The 16,829-nt window shown below is 60.6% G+C and carries 22 protein-coding genes and 1 tRNA gene; 14 read left to right on the top strand and 9 right to left on the bottom strand.

Going from position 1 to position 16,829, the window contains the following annotated elements; translation table 11 throughout:
* Nucleotides 1-317 precede the first annotated feature (317 nt).
* Entirely contained in the window at nucleotides 318-1,295 is a 978-nt protein-coding gene (locus BC443_RS12060) for a metallophosphoesterase (RefSeq protein ID WP_071232088.1), read from the bottom strand.
* A gap of 1 nt (nucleotide 1,296) precedes the next feature.
* Nucleotides 1,297-2,178, bottom strand: coding sequence for an NAD(+) kinase (locus BC443_RS12055; RefSeq protein ID WP_071232087.1), 882 nt, complete (start codon nucleotides 2,176-2,178; stop codon nucleotides 1,297-1,299).
* 286 nt (nucleotides 2,179-2,464) lie between these two features.
* On the opposite strand from BC443_RS12055, the gene BC443_RS12050 reads away from it, so the two are divergent.
* Complete coding sequence (locus tag BC443_RS12050; RefSeq protein WP_071232086.1) at nucleotides 2,465-2,830, top strand: hypothetical protein; 366 nt, start codon at nucleotides 2,465-2,467, stop codon at nucleotides 2,828-2,830.
* 11 nt (nucleotides 2,831-2,841) lie between these two features.
* A complete protein-coding gene (locus BC443_RS12045; RefSeq protein ID WP_247643279.1) occupies nucleotides 2,842-4,995 on the top strand; it encodes a pyrroloquinoline quinone-dependent dehydrogenase in 2,154 nt (717 codons plus the stop codon).
* 198 nt (nucleotides 4,996-5,193) lie between these two features.
* On the opposite strand, the gene BC443_RS12040 is transcribed toward BC443_RS12045, so the two are convergent.
* Entirely contained in the window at nucleotides 5,194-6,066 is an 873-nt protein-coding gene (locus BC443_RS12040; protein WP_071232084.1) for a LysR family transcriptional regulator, read from the bottom strand.
* A 104-nt stretch (nucleotides 6,067-6,170) separates the two neighbouring features.
* Between BC443_RS12040 and BC443_RS19270 the strand changes: the two genes are divergently transcribed.
* From BC443_RS19270 to BC443_RS12025, 4 genes are all read left to right on the top strand, one after another.
* Entirely contained in the window at nucleotides 6,171-6,635 is a 465-nt protein-coding gene (locus tag BC443_RS19270; RefSeq protein ID WP_348769675.1) for an NAD(P)H-dependent oxidoreductase, read from the top strand.
* A 23-nt stretch (nucleotides 6,636-6,658) separates the two neighbouring features.
* Nucleotides 6,659-6,919: a hypothetical protein gene (locus tag BC443_RS19265; protein WP_348769674.1), complete on the top strand. Its 261-nt coding sequence runs from the start codon at nucleotides 6,659-6,661 to the stop codon at nucleotides 6,917-6,919.
* Nucleotides 6,920-6,970: 51 nt separating this feature from the next.
* The gene (locus BC443_RS12030; RefSeq protein WP_071232083.1) at nucleotides 6,971-8,098 is read left to right on the top strand and encodes an aminotransferase class V-fold PLP-dependent enzyme; all 1,128 of its coding nucleotides are present in this window, start codon (nucleotides 6,971-6,973) and stop codon (nucleotides 8,096-8,098) included.
* 87 nt (nucleotides 8,099-8,185) lie between these two features.
* Nucleotides 8,186-9,058 (top strand): VOC family protein, encoded by an 873-nt coding sequence (locus BC443_RS12025; RefSeq protein WP_071232082.1) that lies wholly within the window; start codon nucleotides 8,186-8,188, stop codon nucleotides 9,056-9,058.
* A 31-nt stretch (nucleotides 9,059-9,089) separates the two neighbouring features.
* Here the strand turns inward: BC443_RS12025 and BC443_RS12020 are convergent, their stop codons facing one another.
* On the bottom strand, nucleotides 9,090-10,010 hold the full coding sequence (locus BC443_RS12020) for a LysR family transcriptional regulator (protein WP_071232081.1): 921 nt from the start codon (nucleotides 10,008-10,010) through the stop codon (nucleotides 9,090-9,092).
* Nucleotides 10,011-10,221: 211 nt separating this feature from the next.
* Between BC443_RS12020 and BC443_RS12015 the strand changes: the two genes are divergently transcribed.
* From BC443_RS12015 to BC443_RS12005, 3 genes are all read left to right on the top strand, one after another.
* Complete coding sequence (locus tag BC443_RS12015) at nucleotides 10,222-10,557, top strand: antibiotic biosynthesis monooxygenase (RefSeq protein WP_071232080.1); 336 nt, start codon at nucleotides 10,222-10,224, stop codon at nucleotides 10,555-10,557.
* On the top strand, nucleotides 10,541-11,173 hold the full coding sequence (locus tag BC443_RS12010; protein ID WP_071232079.1) for a cell wall hydrolase: 633 nt from the start codon (nucleotides 10,541-10,543) through the stop codon (nucleotides 11,171-11,173). The genes BC443_RS12015 and BC443_RS12010 overlap by 17 nt, the downstream gene beginning before the upstream one ends.
* Nucleotides 11,174-11,258: 85 nt before the next feature.
* Complete coding sequence (locus BC443_RS12005) at nucleotides 11,259-12,299, top strand: DUF1853 family protein (protein ID WP_083387372.1); 1,041 nt, start codon at nucleotides 11,259-11,261, stop codon at nucleotides 12,297-12,299.
* Here the strand turns inward: BC443_RS12005 and BC443_RS12000 are convergent.
* The gene (locus BC443_RS12000) at nucleotides 12,235-13,125 is read right to left on the bottom strand and encodes an EamA family transporter (protein WP_071232078.1); all 891 of its coding nucleotides are present in this window, start codon (nucleotides 13,123-13,125) and stop codon (nucleotides 12,235-12,237) included. The two genes, BC443_RS12005 and BC443_RS12000, sit on opposite strands and share 65 nt — an antisense overlap.
* Before the next feature lie 28 nt (nucleotides 13,126-13,153).
* Between BC443_RS12000 and BC443_RS11995 the strand changes: the two genes are divergently transcribed.
* A complete protein-coding gene (locus BC443_RS11995) occupies nucleotides 13,154-13,612 on the top strand; it encodes a DUF6314 family protein (RefSeq protein WP_139284310.1) in 459 nt (152 codons plus the stop codon).
* A gap of 50 nt (nucleotides 13,613-13,662) precedes the next feature.
* On the opposite strand, the gene BC443_RS11990 is transcribed toward BC443_RS11995, so the two are convergent.
* Both BC443_RS11990 and BC443_RS11985 read right to left on the bottom strand, forming a co-directional pair.
* Nucleotides 13,663-13,821, bottom strand: a complete 159-nt coding sequence (locus BC443_RS11990) for a YqaE/Pmp3 family membrane protein (protein WP_071232076.1) — start codon at nucleotides 13,819-13,821, stop codon at nucleotides 13,663-13,665.
* Nucleotides 13,822-14,038: 217 nt separating this feature from the next.
* Complete coding sequence (locus BC443_RS11985) at nucleotides 14,039-14,293, bottom strand: hypothetical protein (protein WP_071232273.1); 255 nt, start codon at nucleotides 14,291-14,293, stop codon at nucleotides 14,039-14,041.
* 329 nt (nucleotides 14,294-14,622) lie between these two features.
* Here BC443_RS11985 and BC443_RS11980 point away from each other — a divergent pair, with 329 nt between their 5' ends.
* The 4 genes from BC443_RS11980 (at nucleotide 14,623) to BC443_RS11965 (ending at nucleotide 15,910) form a co-directional block, all read left to right on the top strand.
* On the top strand, nucleotides 14,623-14,946 hold the full coding sequence (locus tag BC443_RS11980; RefSeq protein WP_139284309.1) for a hypothetical protein: 324 nt from the start codon (nucleotides 14,623-14,625) through the stop codon (nucleotides 14,944-14,946).
* A 133-nt stretch (nucleotides 14,947-15,079) separates the two neighbouring features.
* Nucleotides 15,080-15,277, top strand: a complete 198-nt coding sequence (locus tag BC443_RS11975; RefSeq protein ID WP_071232074.1) for a hypothetical protein — start codon at nucleotides 15,080-15,082, stop codon at nucleotides 15,275-15,277.
* Entirely contained in the window at nucleotides 15,274-15,498 is a 225-nt protein-coding gene (locus BC443_RS11970) for a hypothetical protein (RefSeq protein WP_071232073.1), read from the top strand. Before BC443_RS11975 ends, BC443_RS11970 begins: the two co-directional genes overlap by 4 nt.
* 154 nt (nucleotides 15,499-15,652) lie before the next feature.
* Nucleotides 15,653-15,910 carry a hypothetical protein gene (locus tag BC443_RS11965; RefSeq protein WP_170835880.1) on the top strand — a complete coding sequence of 86 codons (258 nt, stop codon included), beginning with the start codon at nucleotides 15,653-15,655 and terminating at the stop codon, nucleotides 15,908-15,910.
* A 66-nt stretch (nucleotides 15,911-15,976) separates the two neighbouring features.
* Here BC443_RS11965 and BC443_RS11960 read toward each other — a convergent pair whose 3' ends face one another.
* Both BC443_RS11960 and BC443_RS11955 read right to left on the bottom strand, forming a co-directional pair.
* On the bottom strand, nucleotides 15,977-16,204 hold the full coding sequence (locus BC443_RS11960; RefSeq protein ID WP_071232071.1) for a hypothetical protein: 228 nt from the start codon (nucleotides 16,202-16,204) through the stop codon (nucleotides 15,977-15,979).
* 174 nt (nucleotides 16,205-16,378) lie between these two features.
* Nucleotides 16,379-16,452: transfer RNA gene (locus BC443_RS11955), tRNA-Gly, on the bottom strand.
* Nucleotides 16,453-16,829: the final 377 nt, after the last annotated feature.

The raw sequence follows: 16,829 nt of genomic DNA, 5'->3' as shown, positions 1-16,829 counted from the left end.
GGGCACTGAAGCCCAGCATGGAAATGTCATCATGGAGCGCGAACCCGTGACGGGTTCGAAGTTGCCATTCTACAGGCACCGCGAAATTTTACAGACCCAACAAAGAAAAATCCGGCGGGAGGGCCGCCGGATAAGAGCAAGGGATCATTCAAGGGAACACTGACTTTGAGGGTCGTCGGTGGCAGGAGTTCCCGCACGCGGCGAAAAATTTCCCATTTTTTCCCTGATCCGCTTCATGCAACGGTAAAAAATCCGCCAAATCAGTTAGCTGCGGCTAATGTAAAATAATGCAATTTCCCTGATATTCCGCAACGGCATCAGTCACGAATCCCTTCCTGAGACACGTCGACCCAGACGAAGCGATTGGCATCGAGCCGCGACTCCCCGTCCCAGCGATAAGCCACCAGCCGGCCGTACTTCACCGCGCTGTAATCGAGGCAAGCGATGTTCGCTCGCGGCAACGCCGGTACGCCCTTGCACCAGTAATGCCCCACGAACAGAGGCGGCGCCGATTCCGGATAGTAGGTCAGCCGTTCCCGTTCGCTGTCGTCCAGCGGACGATCCTCGAGTCCCAACGGCAGATTGTCGGGCTGGAAGACCACATCCCCGTAAGTGCGCGGGTTTCGGCACCAGAAATGGGTACGGAACGAGCGCCGCGTGAATCCGTCCCCCGAACGAATCTCGACGCCAGGCGGCAGCGGCATCTGGGTGCCCCGGGTCAGGCGATCCAGCACGCGGTGCGCCAGGCTGCCATGCCGTGTCGATTCGACCAGAAAGTCGCGGTCGATTCGGGCATCGGGGCGCCGCGCAAGAAAGGCGGCGATCAATGGCTCGTCCCAGCAGGCATGTACCACCCGCAGGCCATCCAGATCGAGGCACAGCGGTAGCGTCATGAACCAGGAAAGGCAGGTTTCCCACTCCAGCGGAAAATCGTGAAACTGCTCCAGCGTACGACCGATGATGCGATTGTTGCGCGGGGTATGATCGCGAAGCCATTCTCGCTCGCTGTCGCTTGGCGCCTCGTGACAGTAGGCCAGCGCGTTGGCTTCATGGTTGCCCATCACGATATGCGCCTCGCCGGCGTCGACCATGCGCTTGGCAACGGCAACCGCCAGCCGGATGGTGGGGCCGCGATCGATCAGGTCGCCCAGAAAGATGACCCGGCGGCGCGGATGGCGAAACACCCCATCTTCCGCCCGGTATCCGAGCTTCTCCAGCAGCCGGATCAGGCTCCGGCCGCAGCCATGGACATCCCCGATCAGATCGTAGCCGTCGACATCGCTGTCCTGCGCCATGTCAGTCTCCCAGCCTGCTGCTCCAACCCAGCTTGGAGCGGCAGGCTTCGAAGAAACTGTGCCCGCGTGGATGAATCAGCGTCAGGCGCTCGGCGTGGCGACGGACGTAGAGAATGTCGTCAGGCTTGCAGACGACGCGGGTCTGGCCGTCGCAGCTGACATGGGGATAGGCCTGGTTGATATCGCCGATATGCACGCGAATCTCGCTGGCGGCATCGATCACGATCGGCCGGCTGGAGAGCGTGTGCGGGAACATGGGCACCAGCGTGATCGCCTCCAGCCCCGGATGCACGATCGGCCCGCCACCGGAGAGCGCATAGGCCGTGGAGCCGGTGGGTGTGGCCATGATCAGGCCATCGGAGCGCTGGGAATAGACGAAGCGATCGTCGACGAAAAGCTCGAATTCGATCATCCGCGCAGCCTTGCCGGGATGCACGACCACATCGTTGAGACTGGTGCCGGAACCGATCAGACGCTCGCCACGATAGAGCTCCGCCTCGAGCAAAAATCGCCTTTCGGTGTCGTACTGCCCTTCCAGTACCTCGGCCACCTTCTGTTCGACCTCGTCGGGAGAGATATCGGTCAAAAAGCCCAGCCGCCCACGGTTGATGCCGAGTACCGGCGTCGCGCTATGACACAGGGCCCGCGCCGCCCCCAGCAGGCTGCCGTCGCCGCCAACCACGATTACCAGATCGCACAACGTGCCCAGCTCCCGGCGCCTGGCTTCCCTGTGGCCATGGCCGGAAAGCAGCGCAGCGGTACGATCCTCGATCACGATCTCGAGACCATGACGCTCGAGAAAGATCACCAGGCGCTTGAGCGTCTCGACCACCTTGTCGCTACCCAGACGGCCAATCAGACCGATGGTGTTGAACGATTCCATACAACGTGTCTCTCGCGGGGTGACGGCCGGCCATTATGCTGGCTGCGCTCGCTTTGCCGCAAACGACCCGCCACATCGGTTAAAACTTCCTCCCAAAAAATCAATCGTTTCCATGCTAACATCTAAAAGTATCCTACACTTTAGTCTGCCTGGCGTGTGGATTCCGCGCACACGTAACCACACTCCCGACTGTTTCGAGGCTATCAATTGACCTGATGCAACATCAGAACGATGCAGAAACAGCCGCCAGGTGCACCAATCGATCTCATCAGGAGACAACGACCTCATGTCCCAATCTCGATCATTCAGGGCGGGCATCATAGTGCTGCTGGTGGCCTCGCTTGCCGGGCTCGCCGTATCGCTTTATGCCTATTTCACTCCGCTGACCGGTGTCGACGGTACGCTTGGCGCCCTCGTCGTCATCCTCACGTCGATCGCGCTGGTCGTCATGACGCTGGTGTTGGCTCCGCTTTCCTGCCGCAGCGGACGCGTGGCGCTGCGAGTGTTGATCCTGCTGGATCTCGTCGGCACCGGTTTCGCCGGGCTATTGCTGCATCAGTGGTGGCTGACGGCCGCCATGGTGGTTGGCCTTATCGGCCTGCTGCTGGACATGGCCAGTCCGGCTGCTTCCAAGTCACCAGCCCATTCATGAGGAGCCGATTCATGCCAACTTCCTTGCCCCAAATGCCCTTGCCTGCACTGAAGCTCACCGCGCAGCGGTTGGGTACGGCCACGGCACTGGCGCTACTGCTCGCCCCGGTCCCGCTGTTCGCCCAGGACCAGCCAGCCGATGCCGGCCAGACATCGGCCCAGAGCGACGCCCAGTCGTCGTCCGACTCACAAAGCTCTGACTCCCAGAGCCCTGATTCACAAAGCCCTGACTCACAAAGCCCCGAGCCAAAGGACGTCAGCGCTGCGGACTCGAACGATCAGGAAAATGCCAACCGGCCGCCGATTCCGCTGGTGCCGGAGAAGCCGACCTGGGACAGCTTCCACGGTCAGCTCAACGCCCAGAAGTACAGCCCGCTCGATCAGATCACGGCGGATAACGTCGGCGAACTGGAAAAGGTCTGGGAGTACCACACTGGCGATATCTCCGACGGTTCCGGCGACATCCCGGCGACGGTATGGTCGGCGACCCCGGTCTTCGCCAACGACACCATCTACATCGGCACGCCCTTCTATCGCCTGATTGCGCTGGATCCGGGCACCGGTGAAGAGAAGTGGAGCTTCGACACGAAATCCTCGCGCGAGGCGTTGACCCAGCCGGTGCTGAAGAACCGCGGCGTTTCCTACTGGGAAGCCGAAAACCCGGTCGCCGGCGAACCGTGCCAGAAGATCGTCTACATGGGCACCATGGACGCTCAGCTGTTCGCGCTGGATGCCGATACCGGCGAACTCTGCAAGGGCTTCGCCGACAACGGCGTGCTCAACGTCAACCAGTGGAACGACACCCACGCCGAGTGGCCGCTTTCCGTCCTTCAGCCTCCGACCGTGGTCGGCGACCATCTGATGCTCGGCTGGGCCGGCATGGACTGGGCCTACGAACAGGCGCCGCCGGGAACGATCTTCTCGCTCGACGCCCAGACCGGCGAGCTCGAATGGACGTTCCAGGCGCTTTCCGACGAGATGCGCGAGAAGAGCGGTACCGCCAACGTCTGGACGCACATGTCCGCCGACCGCGAGAACGGCCTGCTCTACCTGCCGGTCTCTTCGCCGTCACCGAACTACTGGGGCGGCAATCGCACCGAAGAGGCTCCTTTGGGAACCTCGACCACCGCGCTCGACATCGAGACCGGTGAAGTGGTGTGGTCCCGCCAGTGGGTTCACCATGATATCTGGGACTATGACATCAACTCCGCGCCGACGCTGATGGACATCACCGTCGACGGCGAACAGATCCCGGCGCTGGTCCAGGCGACCAAGCAGGGCTTTTTGTTCGTGGTCAACCGCCTGACCGGCGAGGACGTCTGGCCGATCGAGGAGCGCCCGGTCCCGCAGGGCGATGGCACCGTCGAGGGCGAAGTCTATGCGCCGACGCAGCCGTTCCCGACCAAGCCGGCACCGCTGCTGGATCAGTCCGAGAAGCCCAAGATCTGGGGTCTCGCCGACGCCGTGGGTGCCGGCCAGTGCTCGCGCCTGTGGGACGATCTCTGGTACGAAGGCATGTACACCCCGCCGACTACCAAGGGCGAAGGCACCTTGACCTATCCGGATAGCGCGGGTGGCGTGCAGTGGGGTGGCGTGGCGTTCGATCCCGAAAGCCAGACCGCCATCGTCAATACCTCCCATATCGTGCAGTACGTCAAGCTGTACAACCGTGAAGACTACGAAGAGGCCGATAGCGGCTCCGGCAACGAAAGCGGCTTCGCCCCGCAGAAAGGCGCACCGTACGGCATGCGCCTGAAGGTGGCGATGAACTGGCTCGGCATGCCGTGCTGGGAACCGCCTTTCGGTGAGCTGGTGGCGATCGACATGCATACCGGTGACGTGAAGTGGCGTAAGCCGGTCGGCGCCTCTCAGCAGTACGGCTTCTTCATGCCCGAACGCTGGGGCTCGCCGACTATCGGTGGCCCGGCCGTGACCGCAGGTGGCGTCGTGTTCATCGGCGCATCGATGGATGCCAAGGTGCGTGCCTACTCGCTCGAGACCGGTGAAGAGCTGTGGGAAGACCAGGCCCAGGCGCCTGCCGTCGCCAACCCCTCGGTCTACGAGTACAAGGGCCGCCAGTACGTCGCTTTCGTGGCCGGCGGCAACACGATCCTCAAGGATCAGGTAGGCGATCAGGTGGTGGTGTACGCCCTGCCGGAAGAGTGATCGCCCAGCCCGATAATCGACGGGCAGTTGCGATCATGATCGCATTGACGGGGTGGGCCTTGGCCCACCCCGTTTTTCGTTGCGAATGGCTGATCCCGTTTCAGTCATCCAAAAAACAGAACACCTCGCGCCTTTCATTCGATCGCGCTCTCTCTGGATACTCGGTGGATGAACCCACCAGCCCGCCCTGCCTCACACTTATTGGGCTGGCAAGCGCGCAAAGTCGCCTCGTTTTTGCATCCTCTTACGCAGGAAATCAAACAGTGCCATGACCCGGGCATTTCGTCGGAGATCAGGATGCGTCAGCATCCATAATTCGGTCCGCAACGTCGGAATCGGTTTCCCTTTCCTGACCAATCCGACATCGTTCTCTGCCAGATAGCAAGGGAGAACGCCCTTCCCGATACCGCTTCGGACGGCTGTCAGCATGGCCAACATACTGTCGGCGCGATAACCGATAACGCCCGCCTGACTGCTCAACCAAGCATCCAACGCCGGGTATCCCATTCTGGCATCTACCCCCACCCAGTTTGAGCTGTCGGCGGCCATTCCTTCGATATCTCCATATACCGCCATGTCGATCCAGCCGAGACGATGACCGACCAATGTATCGGGCGGCCGATTGGTTGGACGAATAGCGATATCCGCATCCCGTCGAGTGATATTTAGCGTGCGATTGGATACCACGACTTCAAGAGAAATCGCCGGATGCAACCGGCGAAAGTCGGCCAGTGAATTGGTCAATACTCCTGTAAGTAACGTATCTGTCGTAGTAATCCGCAGCGTGCCCTCGAGTTGCTGATCCCGACCGGCCAATTTGCGTTCGATGTTGCTGGCTTCCGCCGCTACGCGCCTGGCAGAGTCGACCATAAGTTCCCCCATGGCGGTGGCCGTATAAGTCCCGGATTGGCGCTCGAAGAGACGTGTGCCGAAGCTCGACTCTACCGCCTTTAGCCGTCGAAACGCAGTTGCGTGATTGACTGCCAACCGACGCGCAGCGCCCGCTAGCGTCCGTTCCTCGGCGATTGCCAGCACGATTTTCAAATCATCCCAGCGCCACGATCCCGACATACCACCTCCTTGCACAATTGCAAAAACAAATTCCGAAACACCTTATTGCAGTGCGTTATCGCAATAAATAATGTGTAATGCCACTCCTTTCAGGCATTTACAACATGCAAGTACTGATTGTTCATTGTCATCCTGATCCGTCATCATTCAACGGAGCGATGACACGGATCACGCGGGAATGTCTCGCTTCGACCGGCCACGTCGTAGCGCTCTCTGATCTCTATGCTCAAGGATTCGACCCCATCGAGCATTCTCGTCACTATGAGACGCCCACCAATTCGGCGGTATTCCAGCCACTGACAGAACAGCGTTATGCCTTCGAGTCGGAACAATTGGCGCCCGACGTACGCCGGGAAGTCGACAAGCTCAAGGCTGCCGATCTAGTGATCTTCCAGTTCCCGCTTTGGTGGCATGGCATGCCCGCCATGCTCAAGGGGTGGTTCGATCGGGTCTTTGTCTACGGTGGTATCTATAATGGAGAATGCCGTTTCGATCGGGGCATGTTACAGGGTAAACGTGCCCTCTACTCGTTCACGACCGGTGGCCAGCAGAGACGTTTTCTCCGCTAGGGCGAAGTGGCGATATAGCCAAGTTGATATGGCCGCTGCATTGTTCACTTTATTACGTCGGTTTTGATGTCTTGCCTCCTCATCCCATCTATGGCGTGCAGGGTGGTGGGCTGCAATATCAGGCAGCGGATGCATTCAGAAAGAGGCTCGAGGAAGAAAAGCAGCGCTGGAAGGATCGTCTGACAGGGCTTTTTGAGGAAATGCCTATTCCTTTTACGGGCTGGAGCGATTGGAACGAGGCAGGCATCCTGCTCGATTCGCATCCATTGAGGTGGCGCGGGTAGCGATTCCCCGGCAGCATACAGGGAGAACCCGACCTCAAGGCAGGAACTCCCGTGCAGCCATCCGATCTGTGCTACCTCAACAATGCGTCCGTCGGCCTGCAAAGCCCGACGGTATCGGCACGCCTGCGGGACTGGCTGGAGGCGGAGATGGCGGTCTATCCGCGCCAGCGCCTCGAAAGCGCCATCTGGGATCTGCAGGCGACACGAACCCGGCTGGCCGGCTGGATCGGGGCGCCAGAGCCGCAGGTCGCATTCGGGGCGAGCACCTCGCAGCTCATGGGGCAGGTGGTGGGAAGCCTCGATCTCGCCGGTCGGCGGCTGCTGGTGGCGCCGGGCGAGTGGGCCTCGAACATCGTCATGCTGAGGCGCCTGGGCGGAGAGCCGCCGCGCCATATCGAACTGCTGGCGACCGATGCCGATGGCCGGTTCGACATGGCCGCGATCGCGAATCAGATCGGCGAGGATGTCGCGGCAATCCTGACGCCGCTGGTGACCAGTATCGAGGGCCGTCGCTACGATGTCGAAGCGCTGGGAAATCTGCCCCGACCATCCCACTGCCCGCTGATCGTGGACGCTGCCCAGGGCTTGGGTCAGACCGAAGTCGATGTGCGCCGGCTCGGCTGCGACGTGCTGGTCGCCACCACTCGCAAGTGGCTCCGTGGCCCCCGCGGCATGGCGCTGCTCTACGTCAGCCAGCCGGCAGTGGCCATGATGCATCCCAATCCGGCGCCGGAACTGGCGGGATTGCGCCTGGACCGGGAGACCCAGCGTTTTCTCGACCTCCCCCAGGCGCGGCGCTTCGATGCCTCGGACGTCTCGATCATGAATCAGGTCACGCTGACAACGGCGATCAACGAACTGCAGCAGATCACGCTGGAGGCGTTGCGCGAACACCTGACGACGCTGACCGAACGGATCTACGAACTGGCCCGCGAACGAGGGTTTCGGCCGCTGCTGCAACAGCCGGAAAGCGGCATCGCCACGATTCATCTGCCGGACGCCGCACCGTTACAGATTCACCAGAAGCTCGATGCGGCCGGCATCGTTGCCAAGGTGTGTGATACCGCCGCGGAGCCCTTGAACGTCAGGTTGCCGACGACAGGCGCCCTGGTGCGGATCTCGCCGCATTGGCACAACACGAAGGACGACATCGACCGCGCCATGGCGGCGCTGAGGTGAGAAAACCGGAGACTTATTCCGTACCCTGCCTTCAGGAATCCCGATATTGGGCAATACTGCAGACAACCACACCACGGATGAAGGCTCATGAGCTTCGGCATCGATCACCCCTTACTGGCGGTCAATCATCTCGATCACGCCGCCCAGGCGGCGAGAGATCTCGGCTTCAACGTCAATTCGCGCCACCGGCACCCCTGGGGCACGGACAACCATCTGCTGTTCTTCAGCAACAACTTCATCGAGCTGATCGGCATCGGTCGCCCGGAATGCTTGGACTATCAGGACGACAACGGTTTCCAGTTCGGTCGTCTGATCGAGGCGCGCCTGATCACGGTGGGTGACGGCATCGCCATGGTGGCGCTCGACAGCGACAGCATCCAGCGCGATCACGCTCTGGTGGCGGCACGGGGATTTTCCGAGGCGTGCCCGATCATCTTCCGCCGCATGGCGCATCTGCCCGGCGGCCGCAACGAGGAAGTGAGCGTGGCGCTGGACATGCTGCACGATCCGGAACGTCCCTTTCTGACCCAGTTCCTCTGCCAGCAACTGCGCCCCGAGCTGTTTCGTGTCGATCCGACGCAGGAAGCTCATGCCAATACCGCAACCTCGATCGCCGATGTCTGGTACGTCAGCGACGACCCGGCTTACGACATCGAGCACTTCCGGCACATTCACGGCGACAGCTCGGTTCGCGGCAGTGACACCGCCTGGACCATTCATACCCACAAGGGCGATTGTCACCTGCTCGATCGCCAGACACTGTCAGCGACCTTCCCGACCCTCGGCGATATCGAACCGGAACCGCCGCGCGCCGTGGCGCTTACGCTTACCTGCCGAGATCTGGATGCGGCGATCGCCTGCTGGGACAGCCAGGGCATCGACTACCACCGTCACAGCGAGACCCAGGCCGACATCGCGTCCGGCGTCCTGGGAACGCTACTCCGGTTCGAGCAGCGTTAAGCACGACTCGAACAGCGCCGATACCGGGCATTCAAGGAGTATCGGGCGAGCGGAACGCCTGCATCCAGGCGCTCAGATGACGCAGCAGCTTGAGACTGGCCTCAGGCTGACGCCGACCCACCCGAGTGATCATGTGCGCCTGGGAGTTCTGGAAAAGCATCGAGGCAACGGGAACGGCGACGACGCTCCCCTCGGCCAGTTCACGAGCGACGGCAAAGCGCGGCAGCAGCGTGATTCCCATTCCCGCCACCACGGCGCGGCGCAGTACCGCCATCGAGTTGGTCTCCATGGCGACCTGCGGGCGCAGCCCTGCCTGCACGAATGCCTGATCCACCAGCCGACGAACGCCATGCCCGGTGTTCCATAGCGCCATGGACGTCTCGCCGAGCCGTTGCAGCGAGATCGGATGCGCCTCCCGCGCCAGGGTGTGATCGACGGGGCAGATCGCCAGCAGCGGCTGCCCGCTGGAGGCCCAGAAGCGGATCTGCGGATGCACTCGCTCATGGAACATCAGCCCGATATGCGCCCGATCCTCGACTACGGATTCGATGATCTCGTCGGTGCCGGCCTGCTCGATGTCCAGACGTATCCCGCGGTAGCGCTCGGCGAAGGCTCTCAGCGGCGCATCGATCAGGTCGTCGATGAAGCCCTCGCCCACGACCAGCGAGATCGTGCCGGTTTCCAGTCGCTGATAGGCCTCCAGGCGGGTGATGAAATCGTCGTCCAGCTCCCCTCGCCTGAGGCAGTAATCCAGCGCCATTTCACCGACAGGCGTGGGCCTGATCCCTCGTGGCGTGCGTTCGAGCAGCGGCGCCCCGAAGGCCGATTCCAGCAGCGCGATCTGCCGGCTGACTGCCGAGGGAGCGATATCGAGCCTTGCCGCCGCCTTGCGCAACGAGCCGGATTCGACCGTGACGCGAAAGTAGACCAGGCGCTGGTGCGGAATATCCATGGATGATGACCGGGAGCGGAACCGTTGCCTCGATTAGTCCACTAACTCGCATGAACGTCAACGGCCAGACTCGCCATTTGCCGGCTCGACTTTTGCCACCGGATGCTGGCAATGTTGCTCGGTCATGTCCGAAAACGCGCGGCGACATCGTTCTTCGGTTCGTTCATACGGCTCCCTCCCGGGGCCGATTTTCTCAGTCAGGAGTCGATTCATGTTCATCGCCATGAACCGCTTTCGCGTCAATCCGGAGCGCACCGAGGAATTCGAGACGTTGTGGCTGGAGCGCGAAACGCACCTTCAGGGGTTGCCCGGGTTCGTCGAATTCCACATGTTGCGCGGTCCCGCAGAGGAAGATCACGTTCTCTACGCCTCCCATACTCTCTGGCGCACCCGCCAGCATTTCGAGGCGTGGACGCACTCGGAAGCCTTCCGTGCCGCCCACGCCAACGCTGGCCAGAGCCGCCGCGAGGGCCTCTATCTCGGGCCGCCCAAGTTCGAAGGCTTCGAGGTCATCCAGACGATCGGCAACGATGATCAGGCCGGCTGATCGATATCGGCGCCTGGCGGGCGCACTCTTGCTGACGGGGCTTCTGTTGCAAGGCGCGTCGGCACTGGCCGAACCGCCACTGACAAAAGCCGAGATCGCCCGCCAGAAAGCCGAGCAGCTCGAACAGCGCGTCGCCGAGACGGACAAGATCGAACCGGCCCCGGACGCGGCACGACTGACGCCAGAGGGTACGGAGGCAGTCGACCCCCGCGGCCTGGCACCGCTGGACGATGCCATTACCTGCCTGGCGAGATCGATCTACTGGGAAGCCAAGGGCACCGATCAGCGCGAGATGCAGGCGGTGGCCAACGTAATCATGAACCGGCTGGGGAATCCGGAATTTCCATCGAGCCTGTGCGACATCGTCCAGCAAGGCTCGGAGACCGGGCAGTGTCAGTTCTCGTGGTGGTGCGATGGCCGTCCCGACGAAGCCACCGAGCCCGAGCAATACGCGGCGGCGAGAGAAGTGGCGCGCCGTGCGCTCAATGGCACGCTTCCCGACATCACCCACGGCGCGCTGTTCTTCCATCACCGCAGCATCTCGCCCGGCTGGATGTCGACCCTGGTGCGGACGGCGCGGACGCACGAATTCAACTTCTATCGCGAGCCCGGATAACGACGCGCAGCCAGCGAAGAGAACGCGCACCACCGACGCAGATAGCGTCATTCCGGCCAATGCACGATCCCACGGAGTCTTCCTCTTGCTCGATGCCTTCGCCCCTCTCGATGCCTTCCCCCCTTTCGATGATGCGCTGCGGGAAGATCTGGCATCGCTTCGTCAGCCTTGGGTCCGCGATATCGCCTGGCTGCTGCATGCGCCGGACATGGCGACGCTCGACTATGCCGGCCGGCCCACCTTGGCAGAGCTCGGGCTGGAGGAACCGCAACGAAGGCGCACCTGGTTGCGCCAGCAAGAGGATCAAGGGGAGCGCTTCCAGCAAAGACGCCTGATCCGCCGATCACAGCGTCTGGGCATCTATCACGAAACGCTGTGGCAGTGGATTCTGGATCATGCGCCGCGCACCCGGCTTCTGGCCCATAACGTGGCGCTGCGCGAGAGCAGGCAGACCCTTGGCGAGCTGGACCTGCTCTACGCTTCCAGGGGGACCGAGAGCTCGCCGGCAGAAGCGAATCGAGGTTGCCACGATCTGCTGACCTTCCATGCCGAGCTGGCGATCAAGTTTTTCCTCGGCCTGCCCGAAGGGCCGGGTGATGACCGAAACGCCGCGCGCTGGATCGGCATCGGCAGCTTCGACTCCCTGGCCATCAAATGCCATCGCCTGGCGTCTCATCAGCTACCCAGAGGCCGATCTCCGGCCGCCGAACGGCAGCGCCAGAGGCTAGGCGCCACCGGAGCATTGCGGCAGCGCATCATCATGCCGGGATGTCTTTATCATCCGTGGGATCAGCGCCTGCCTCTGCCGAGACTGGCCAATGCCAAGGCCGAACAGGGCCTGTGGTGTCACTGGCAAGATTGGCCTTCATTGATCCGGTCGCTGCCGGAAGGGGCTCGCGGCCATCGGCTGACCAAGCCTCACTGGCTCGCGCCGCCCGCGACCGAACCGATGCCGCTGGCGATGCTGGACCGTGAACTGGCCCATTCTTTCAGCGTTCCCGGCGGGCCTGCACATCTGCTGCTGATCCTCCCGGATGATCGGCGATGCCGGCTCTTCGTGGTCAGGGACGACTGGCCGCTGGCGTTGCCGTTGCCACCCCGGAGCGCTTCGCCCAGCGCGCATTGAGCCACAGCGAACCGGCCAGGATCACGGCACCGATACCCAGGCGGGCCAGATCGGCGTCCCGGTTCCAGATCACCAGGTTGACGATCAACCCGGCGGGAATCAGAGCGTTGTTCATGATCGCCAGCGTGCCGGCATCGACGCGACAGGCTCCCTTGTTCCAGAGGAAATAACCCAGCCCCGAGGCGACGAGACCCAGCCACCCCAGAACGCCCCACTGCAGCGGTGTCGTGGGCAACTTCGTCGAGTCGCCCAGCAGCCAGAAAGCCGGTATGGCGATGCACAGCGCTCCCAGATAGAACCAGCCGAACAGGTGGCGATGCGCCACGCCATCGGGCAGGCTGCGTGCCAGGTGCCGATACGCGACCTGTCCCAGCGCAAAGCTCAGGTTGGCGCCCTGCACGACCAGGAATCCCAGCCAGTAATCGTTCGTGACGCCGTCATACCGGATCACGGCCGCGCCCACCACGGCCAGCGCCGCTACCACCAGATAGCGTGGCGAAAATCGTCGCGCCAGCAGGTCATCGACAAGCGTGATATAAAGCGGCGTGAAAATGGTGAACAGCAGCACTTCCGGCACGGTGAGCAAGAGGAAGGACTGGTAGAAGAAAAGATACATCACGCCAAGCTGGAGGCTGCCGATGGCCATCAAGCCGAGGCGGGAAGACCAGCGCAGTGCAGCGGGACGCAGAAACGGCAGGAAAATCGCGGTCGCGAGCAGGATCCGCGCCATGACGGCGAAGTAGCTGTCGACCTGACCGGAGAGATAGACACCGATCAGACTGAACGAAAAAGCCCACAACGCCGTGACACCGACGAGATACGACATGAATGGTCAACCTTATGAAATCGAAAAGTTGACAGCCATTATACGGCTAGAGACGCTGTTGCCCAACCTCTCGCGCTTCGCGTTCAGCGCGCAGTCGGGTCAGGCCTCGGCGGTAGGCTGGAATGGTCGTGGCGAAGGCAGGATCGAGGTGACTCGGGAGAACCACAGCGTGCGCTTCTTCGAGTCGGGCATCTTCACGCTGGATGGCCAGACCCGCAACGCACCCATGCGCAACGTCTACCGCTGGGATATCCATCCGGATCGAATCGCGCTTTCGCATGAGCGCCGCGGTGCTGACGCTGCCGTCTCGCTATTCGACCTGATCGTCGAAAACGATGACACCCTGGTCAGCGCGGAGGTACATCAATGTGCCGCCGATGCCTATAGCGCCAGGCTGACATTGATGGATGACGGGATCGATCTCGCGTGGCGCATCGTCGGGCCACGCAAGGACGAACGGATTCTCTACCACTATCGAACCCGCTGAAACGACATCGGCTTCCCGAAGGAAGCCGATGAACGCGTCGCTGCGCTGCCTTAGCGCGTCGCGATGATCCAGATTGCGTGGATGATGCCCGGTATGTACCCCAGCAACGTCAACACGACGTTGATCCAGAATTGCAGCCCCAGCCCCACCTGCAGGAATACCCCTACCGGCGGCAGAATGATGGCGAAGATGATGCGAATGATGTCCATATGGCCTCCTTTGCTCGAAACGACATCGTTTGTGCTCGACAATCCGTTGCAGTACTTCGATAAATCCAGTACTTCGATAAATCCAGTGCTTCGAGAAACCGAAACCTTTGGATTTTCAAAGTAGACGAGATGACGACATCTCGTTGAAAAATCTTGGTTCACCCGGTCACAGCATAGCGTTCTTTCGCCTCCAACGCTGCCGACCTGGATGCTCCTCTCACTCGTGATCGTCTTCCGGGGTCTCGCGAGGCGAGCGACGCGAGCTGATTTTGGCGCTGATCGATCGCGAACCGGAAGCCAGCGCCTCGTGATGCCGCTCCCAGTCCTCCCAGTCATGAGGGGTGCCGCTGCGAGGGCCATGCTCCATGGCTTCCCGCGCGCGGGCCCAGGCTTTCTCCTCGAGCGACTGCGGCTTTTCCTCTTCCTTGTCGAGCGCGATTCCCTGCTTGGCAAGATAATCTCGAGCATTCATGGTCAGATCCTCCTGGCCGCCACGTTGGATCCACGCACGACGCGTGAACCCATGATGGCGAGAGATGGCGACGACCCCGCTCCACTTCAAGCCGTCAACGACATCCTATAGCGATAACGGCGCCAACAGCACCAGCTGAAATGGATTCTCCCGTCAGATCGGGTTTATGAACTATAGTGAAGGTGCGCGACACCGTGGATGATGGTTGCCGTGTTCACCTTCTGACGTGTTCGGTATCGTCATTTTCGACACTGTCGTGCTCTTGTCACGGTAGTTCTCTTATCACGTAGTTCTCTTACCACGTAGTTCTCTAGCAAAAGGACCTTGTCATGAGAAAGAACCTTATTACTGCCTCCTTGACGGCCATGCTACTGATGGGTGCAGCAGGTCACGCGCTCGCGCAGAGCGAGGCGATGGAAGAAGCCTACGAGGCCAATGAAGAGCCCTTGACCGAAGGTAGCGGTGTCACCGAATCCAGCGGCAAGCAGTCGGACACGGCGTCGGGGGGCCACAGCGAGGCCACGGAAGAGTCTCTGAACTCCATGGAGTCGGAGACGGACGAAACGACCAACGTTCCTGATTCAGATCAGCTCGACGACATCAACGCCGAAGGCCAAAGCGACGCAGCCGGTGACGCCATCGAGAGCCAGTGATCCTGCCAGACCAGTCGAAGGGGCTTCGGCCCCTTTTCGATACAGCGCGATGCAACGATGTCGCATCAGCAGGAATAGCTGCCCAGACTGGCATCATCGCCAAGACAGCACACGGTCAAGAGAGGGAGGTTCCGTGAAATCATTCGTCGTGCGTCATTCCGACATCAACGAAACGCAGCAAGCACCTGAATGGCTGGTCGTCGACAGTCGCTATGACGAAAGCGGCGACCATCGCTGGATCCATTCCCGCCATGCGTTTTCGGAAGAGGCCGAGATGGAGGCCGAACGCCTCAACGGTAATGACACGTCACCCATCGGGAGCGTCGATTGAGCCAGGCTCCCGCAGATGGGATCCTGCAACAACGCATCGGCGTTTCGACCACTCCGAATCAGGAGGATGACATGAAAAAGATGATCGGCGCGGCCATCGCCAACTGGCTAAGAAAGCCGGAGAACCGGGAAAAAGCCAAACGCACGGCCAAACAGGCCTATGACAAGTACCAACAGCGTAAAAACGGCCCGAAACCCGGTTCGGATCGTAACCCACGTTAAAGTCTTCCAAATACTCCAGACAACAAGACTGGGCTTGTGATTGGGGCTCAAGAAGCCTTGTTTTAACATTAGATTGAATAAGTTCGTCTGCTAGACATATAAAGCCTAAATTTTCCTGGCCTCCTGCCGTTCATGTATCAATGCGTAATGGGAAATGTTGCGTATCGCAATGGCAGACAATGAGGTCGTGATGAGGATGATGGCGAAGGATCGAGTGGAGCCTCTCATAAAAAAAAGGATAACACCTGATAAGAAAAGTCTGGCAGCGCTCGCCGAACAACACGGGATGCCGCTAGGCACACTCAAGACGCGGATAAAGAAACTGACCGATCAGGGCATCGATAGAGACAAGGCCATTCGCCTGGCTCTCAAGAATCCGATAGGGCCACAAGGCCGCCCCAGACGGGAATGACAGGAAGTGACCTGCAACGCCACTCCTGGCGGGTGGCGTTATTGATCATCGCTCGCGAGTCGATATTCACTTTTTCGTCGTATTGCTGCCCGGAAGCGACCTATCGACTTTATCGGCGACCTCCTCCTTGACGAAAGTCTCCTCTCGCTTCTGCATGTCACTGGTAAAGTCCGATCTCTTGCCGACGACGGCACCGCAGGACGTGCAACGAACCTCCTGATCCGGTGCATCGCCAGCGGGAACGTCAAGCGTCTTGTTACCACATTTCGGGCATTGGGTAAGGGCTTCTGCCATGGGACTTCTCCTTTACTGAGCTGTCCTCATCAGCGTAGCGGATCTACTGCAGATTCGCGTTGGTTCATCACTCATCCGGCGCCAAAGCTGAACCAGGCCAGGCAATGGACGGCAATTGTCCTTGATGAACAATCGGTTAGAAGCAGCGAGAAGAAGTTGGCGGACAAACAAGGATGGAGCGGGTGAAGGGAATCGAACCCTCGTCTTAAGCTTGGGAAGCTTCTGCTCTACCATTGAGCTACACCCGCAATGCTTTTGATAGTAAATCCAACCACTTAGACTTGCAAGCTTCTCCACACCGGCAACGACATCCGAGATGGCATCGCCTTCCGAACAGGAGAAATCCCGACCGATCATCGCTGACCGGCCGGGCTTTCGATCAGCACACGCCTAACTTGCTGAAAGTCGCGGACTGCCCTGTACCGCTTCCCTGGCTCCGTTTTCCTTCACGGGTTCCTCTACCGCCGTCCTTGAAAGGAAGTAAAAGTTGATCTATCCAATAGATTGCTTCAATGCTGCTATCCTTGGATGCGGCAGTTACCGCTACTTGTAGGGTCCCGGATGATCGGATCGCCTATAGAAGTTATCCTCTGCTAGCAGCGAGAGAGCTTCTTCAGCAATTCAT

Origin of the sequence: Salinicola sp. MIT1003, from assembly GCF_001858555.1 — a bacterium.
GTDB classification, from domain to species: domain Bacteria; phylum Pseudomonadota; class Gammaproteobacteria; order Pseudomonadales; family Halomonadaceae; genus Salinicola; species Salinicola salarius.
The sequence above is the reverse complement of the archived record's forward strand: the minus strand, read 5'-3'. Positions and strand labels throughout refer to the sequence as shown.

Excerpts from the sequence above, each read along its gene's own strand:
- BC443_RS12010 (WP_071232079.1), top strand. The coding sequence starts at position 10,541 with ATGATCAGGCCGGCTGATCGATATCGGCGCCTGGCGGGCGCACTCTTG.
- BC443_RS12025 (WP_071232082.1), top strand. The coding sequence starts at position 8,186 with ATGAGCTTCGGCATCGATCACCCCTTACTGGCGGTCAATCATCTCGAT.
- BC443_RS12050 (WP_071232086.1), top strand. The coding sequence starts at position 2,465 with ATGTCCCAATCTCGATCATTCAGGGCGGGCATCATAGTGCTGCTGGTG.
- BC443_RS12015 (WP_071232080.1), top strand. The coding sequence starts at position 10,222 with ATGTTCATCGCCATGAACCGCTTTCGCGTCAATCCGGAGCGCACCGAG.
- BC443_RS12045 (WP_247643279.1), top strand. The coding sequence starts at position 2,842 with ATGCCAACTTCCTTGCCCCAAATGCCCTTGCCTGCACTGAAGCTCACC.
- BC443_RS11985 (WP_071232273.1), bottom strand. The coding sequence starts at position 14,293 with ATGAATGCTCGAGATTATCTTGCCAAGCAGGGAATCGCGCTCGACAAG.
- BC443_RS11980 (WP_139284309.1), top strand. The coding sequence starts at position 14,623 with ATGAGAAAGAACCTTATTACTGCCTCCTTGACGGCCATGCTACTGATG.
- BC443_RS12055 (WP_071232087.1), bottom strand. The coding sequence starts at position 2,178 with ATGGAATCGTTCAACACCATCGGTCTGATTGGCCGTCTGGGTAGCGAC.
- BC443_RS11960 (WP_071232071.1), bottom strand. The coding sequence starts at position 16,204 with ATGGCAGAAGCCCTTACCCAATGCCCGAAATGTGGTAACAAGACGCTT.
- BC443_RS11965 (WP_170835880.1), top strand. The coding sequence starts at position 15,653 with ATGTTGCGTATCGCAATGGCAGACAATGAGGTCGTGATGAGGATGATG.
- BC443_RS12060 (WP_071232088.1), bottom strand. The coding sequence starts at position 1,295 with ATGGCGCAGGACAGCGATGTCGACGGCTACGATCTGATCGGGGATGTC.
- BC443_RS12020 (WP_071232081.1), bottom strand. The coding sequence starts at position 10,010 with ATGGATATTCCGCACCAGCGCCTGGTCTACTTTCGCGTCACGGTCGAA.
- BC443_RS11990 (WP_071232076.1), bottom strand. The coding sequence starts at position 13,821 with ATGGACATCATTCGCATCATCTTCGCCATCATTCTGCCGCCGGTAGGG.
- BC443_RS12040 (WP_071232084.1), bottom strand. The coding sequence starts at position 6,066 with ATGTCGGGATCGTGGCGCTGGGATGATTTGAAAATCGTGCTGGCAATC.
- BC443_RS19270 (WP_348769675.1), top strand. The coding sequence starts at position 6,171 with ATGCAAGTACTGATTGTTCATTGTCATCCTGATCCGTCATCATTCAAC.
- BC443_RS12000 (WP_071232078.1), bottom strand. The coding sequence starts at position 13,125 with ATGTCGTATCTCGTCGGTGTCACGGCGTTGTGGGCTTTTTCGTTCAGT.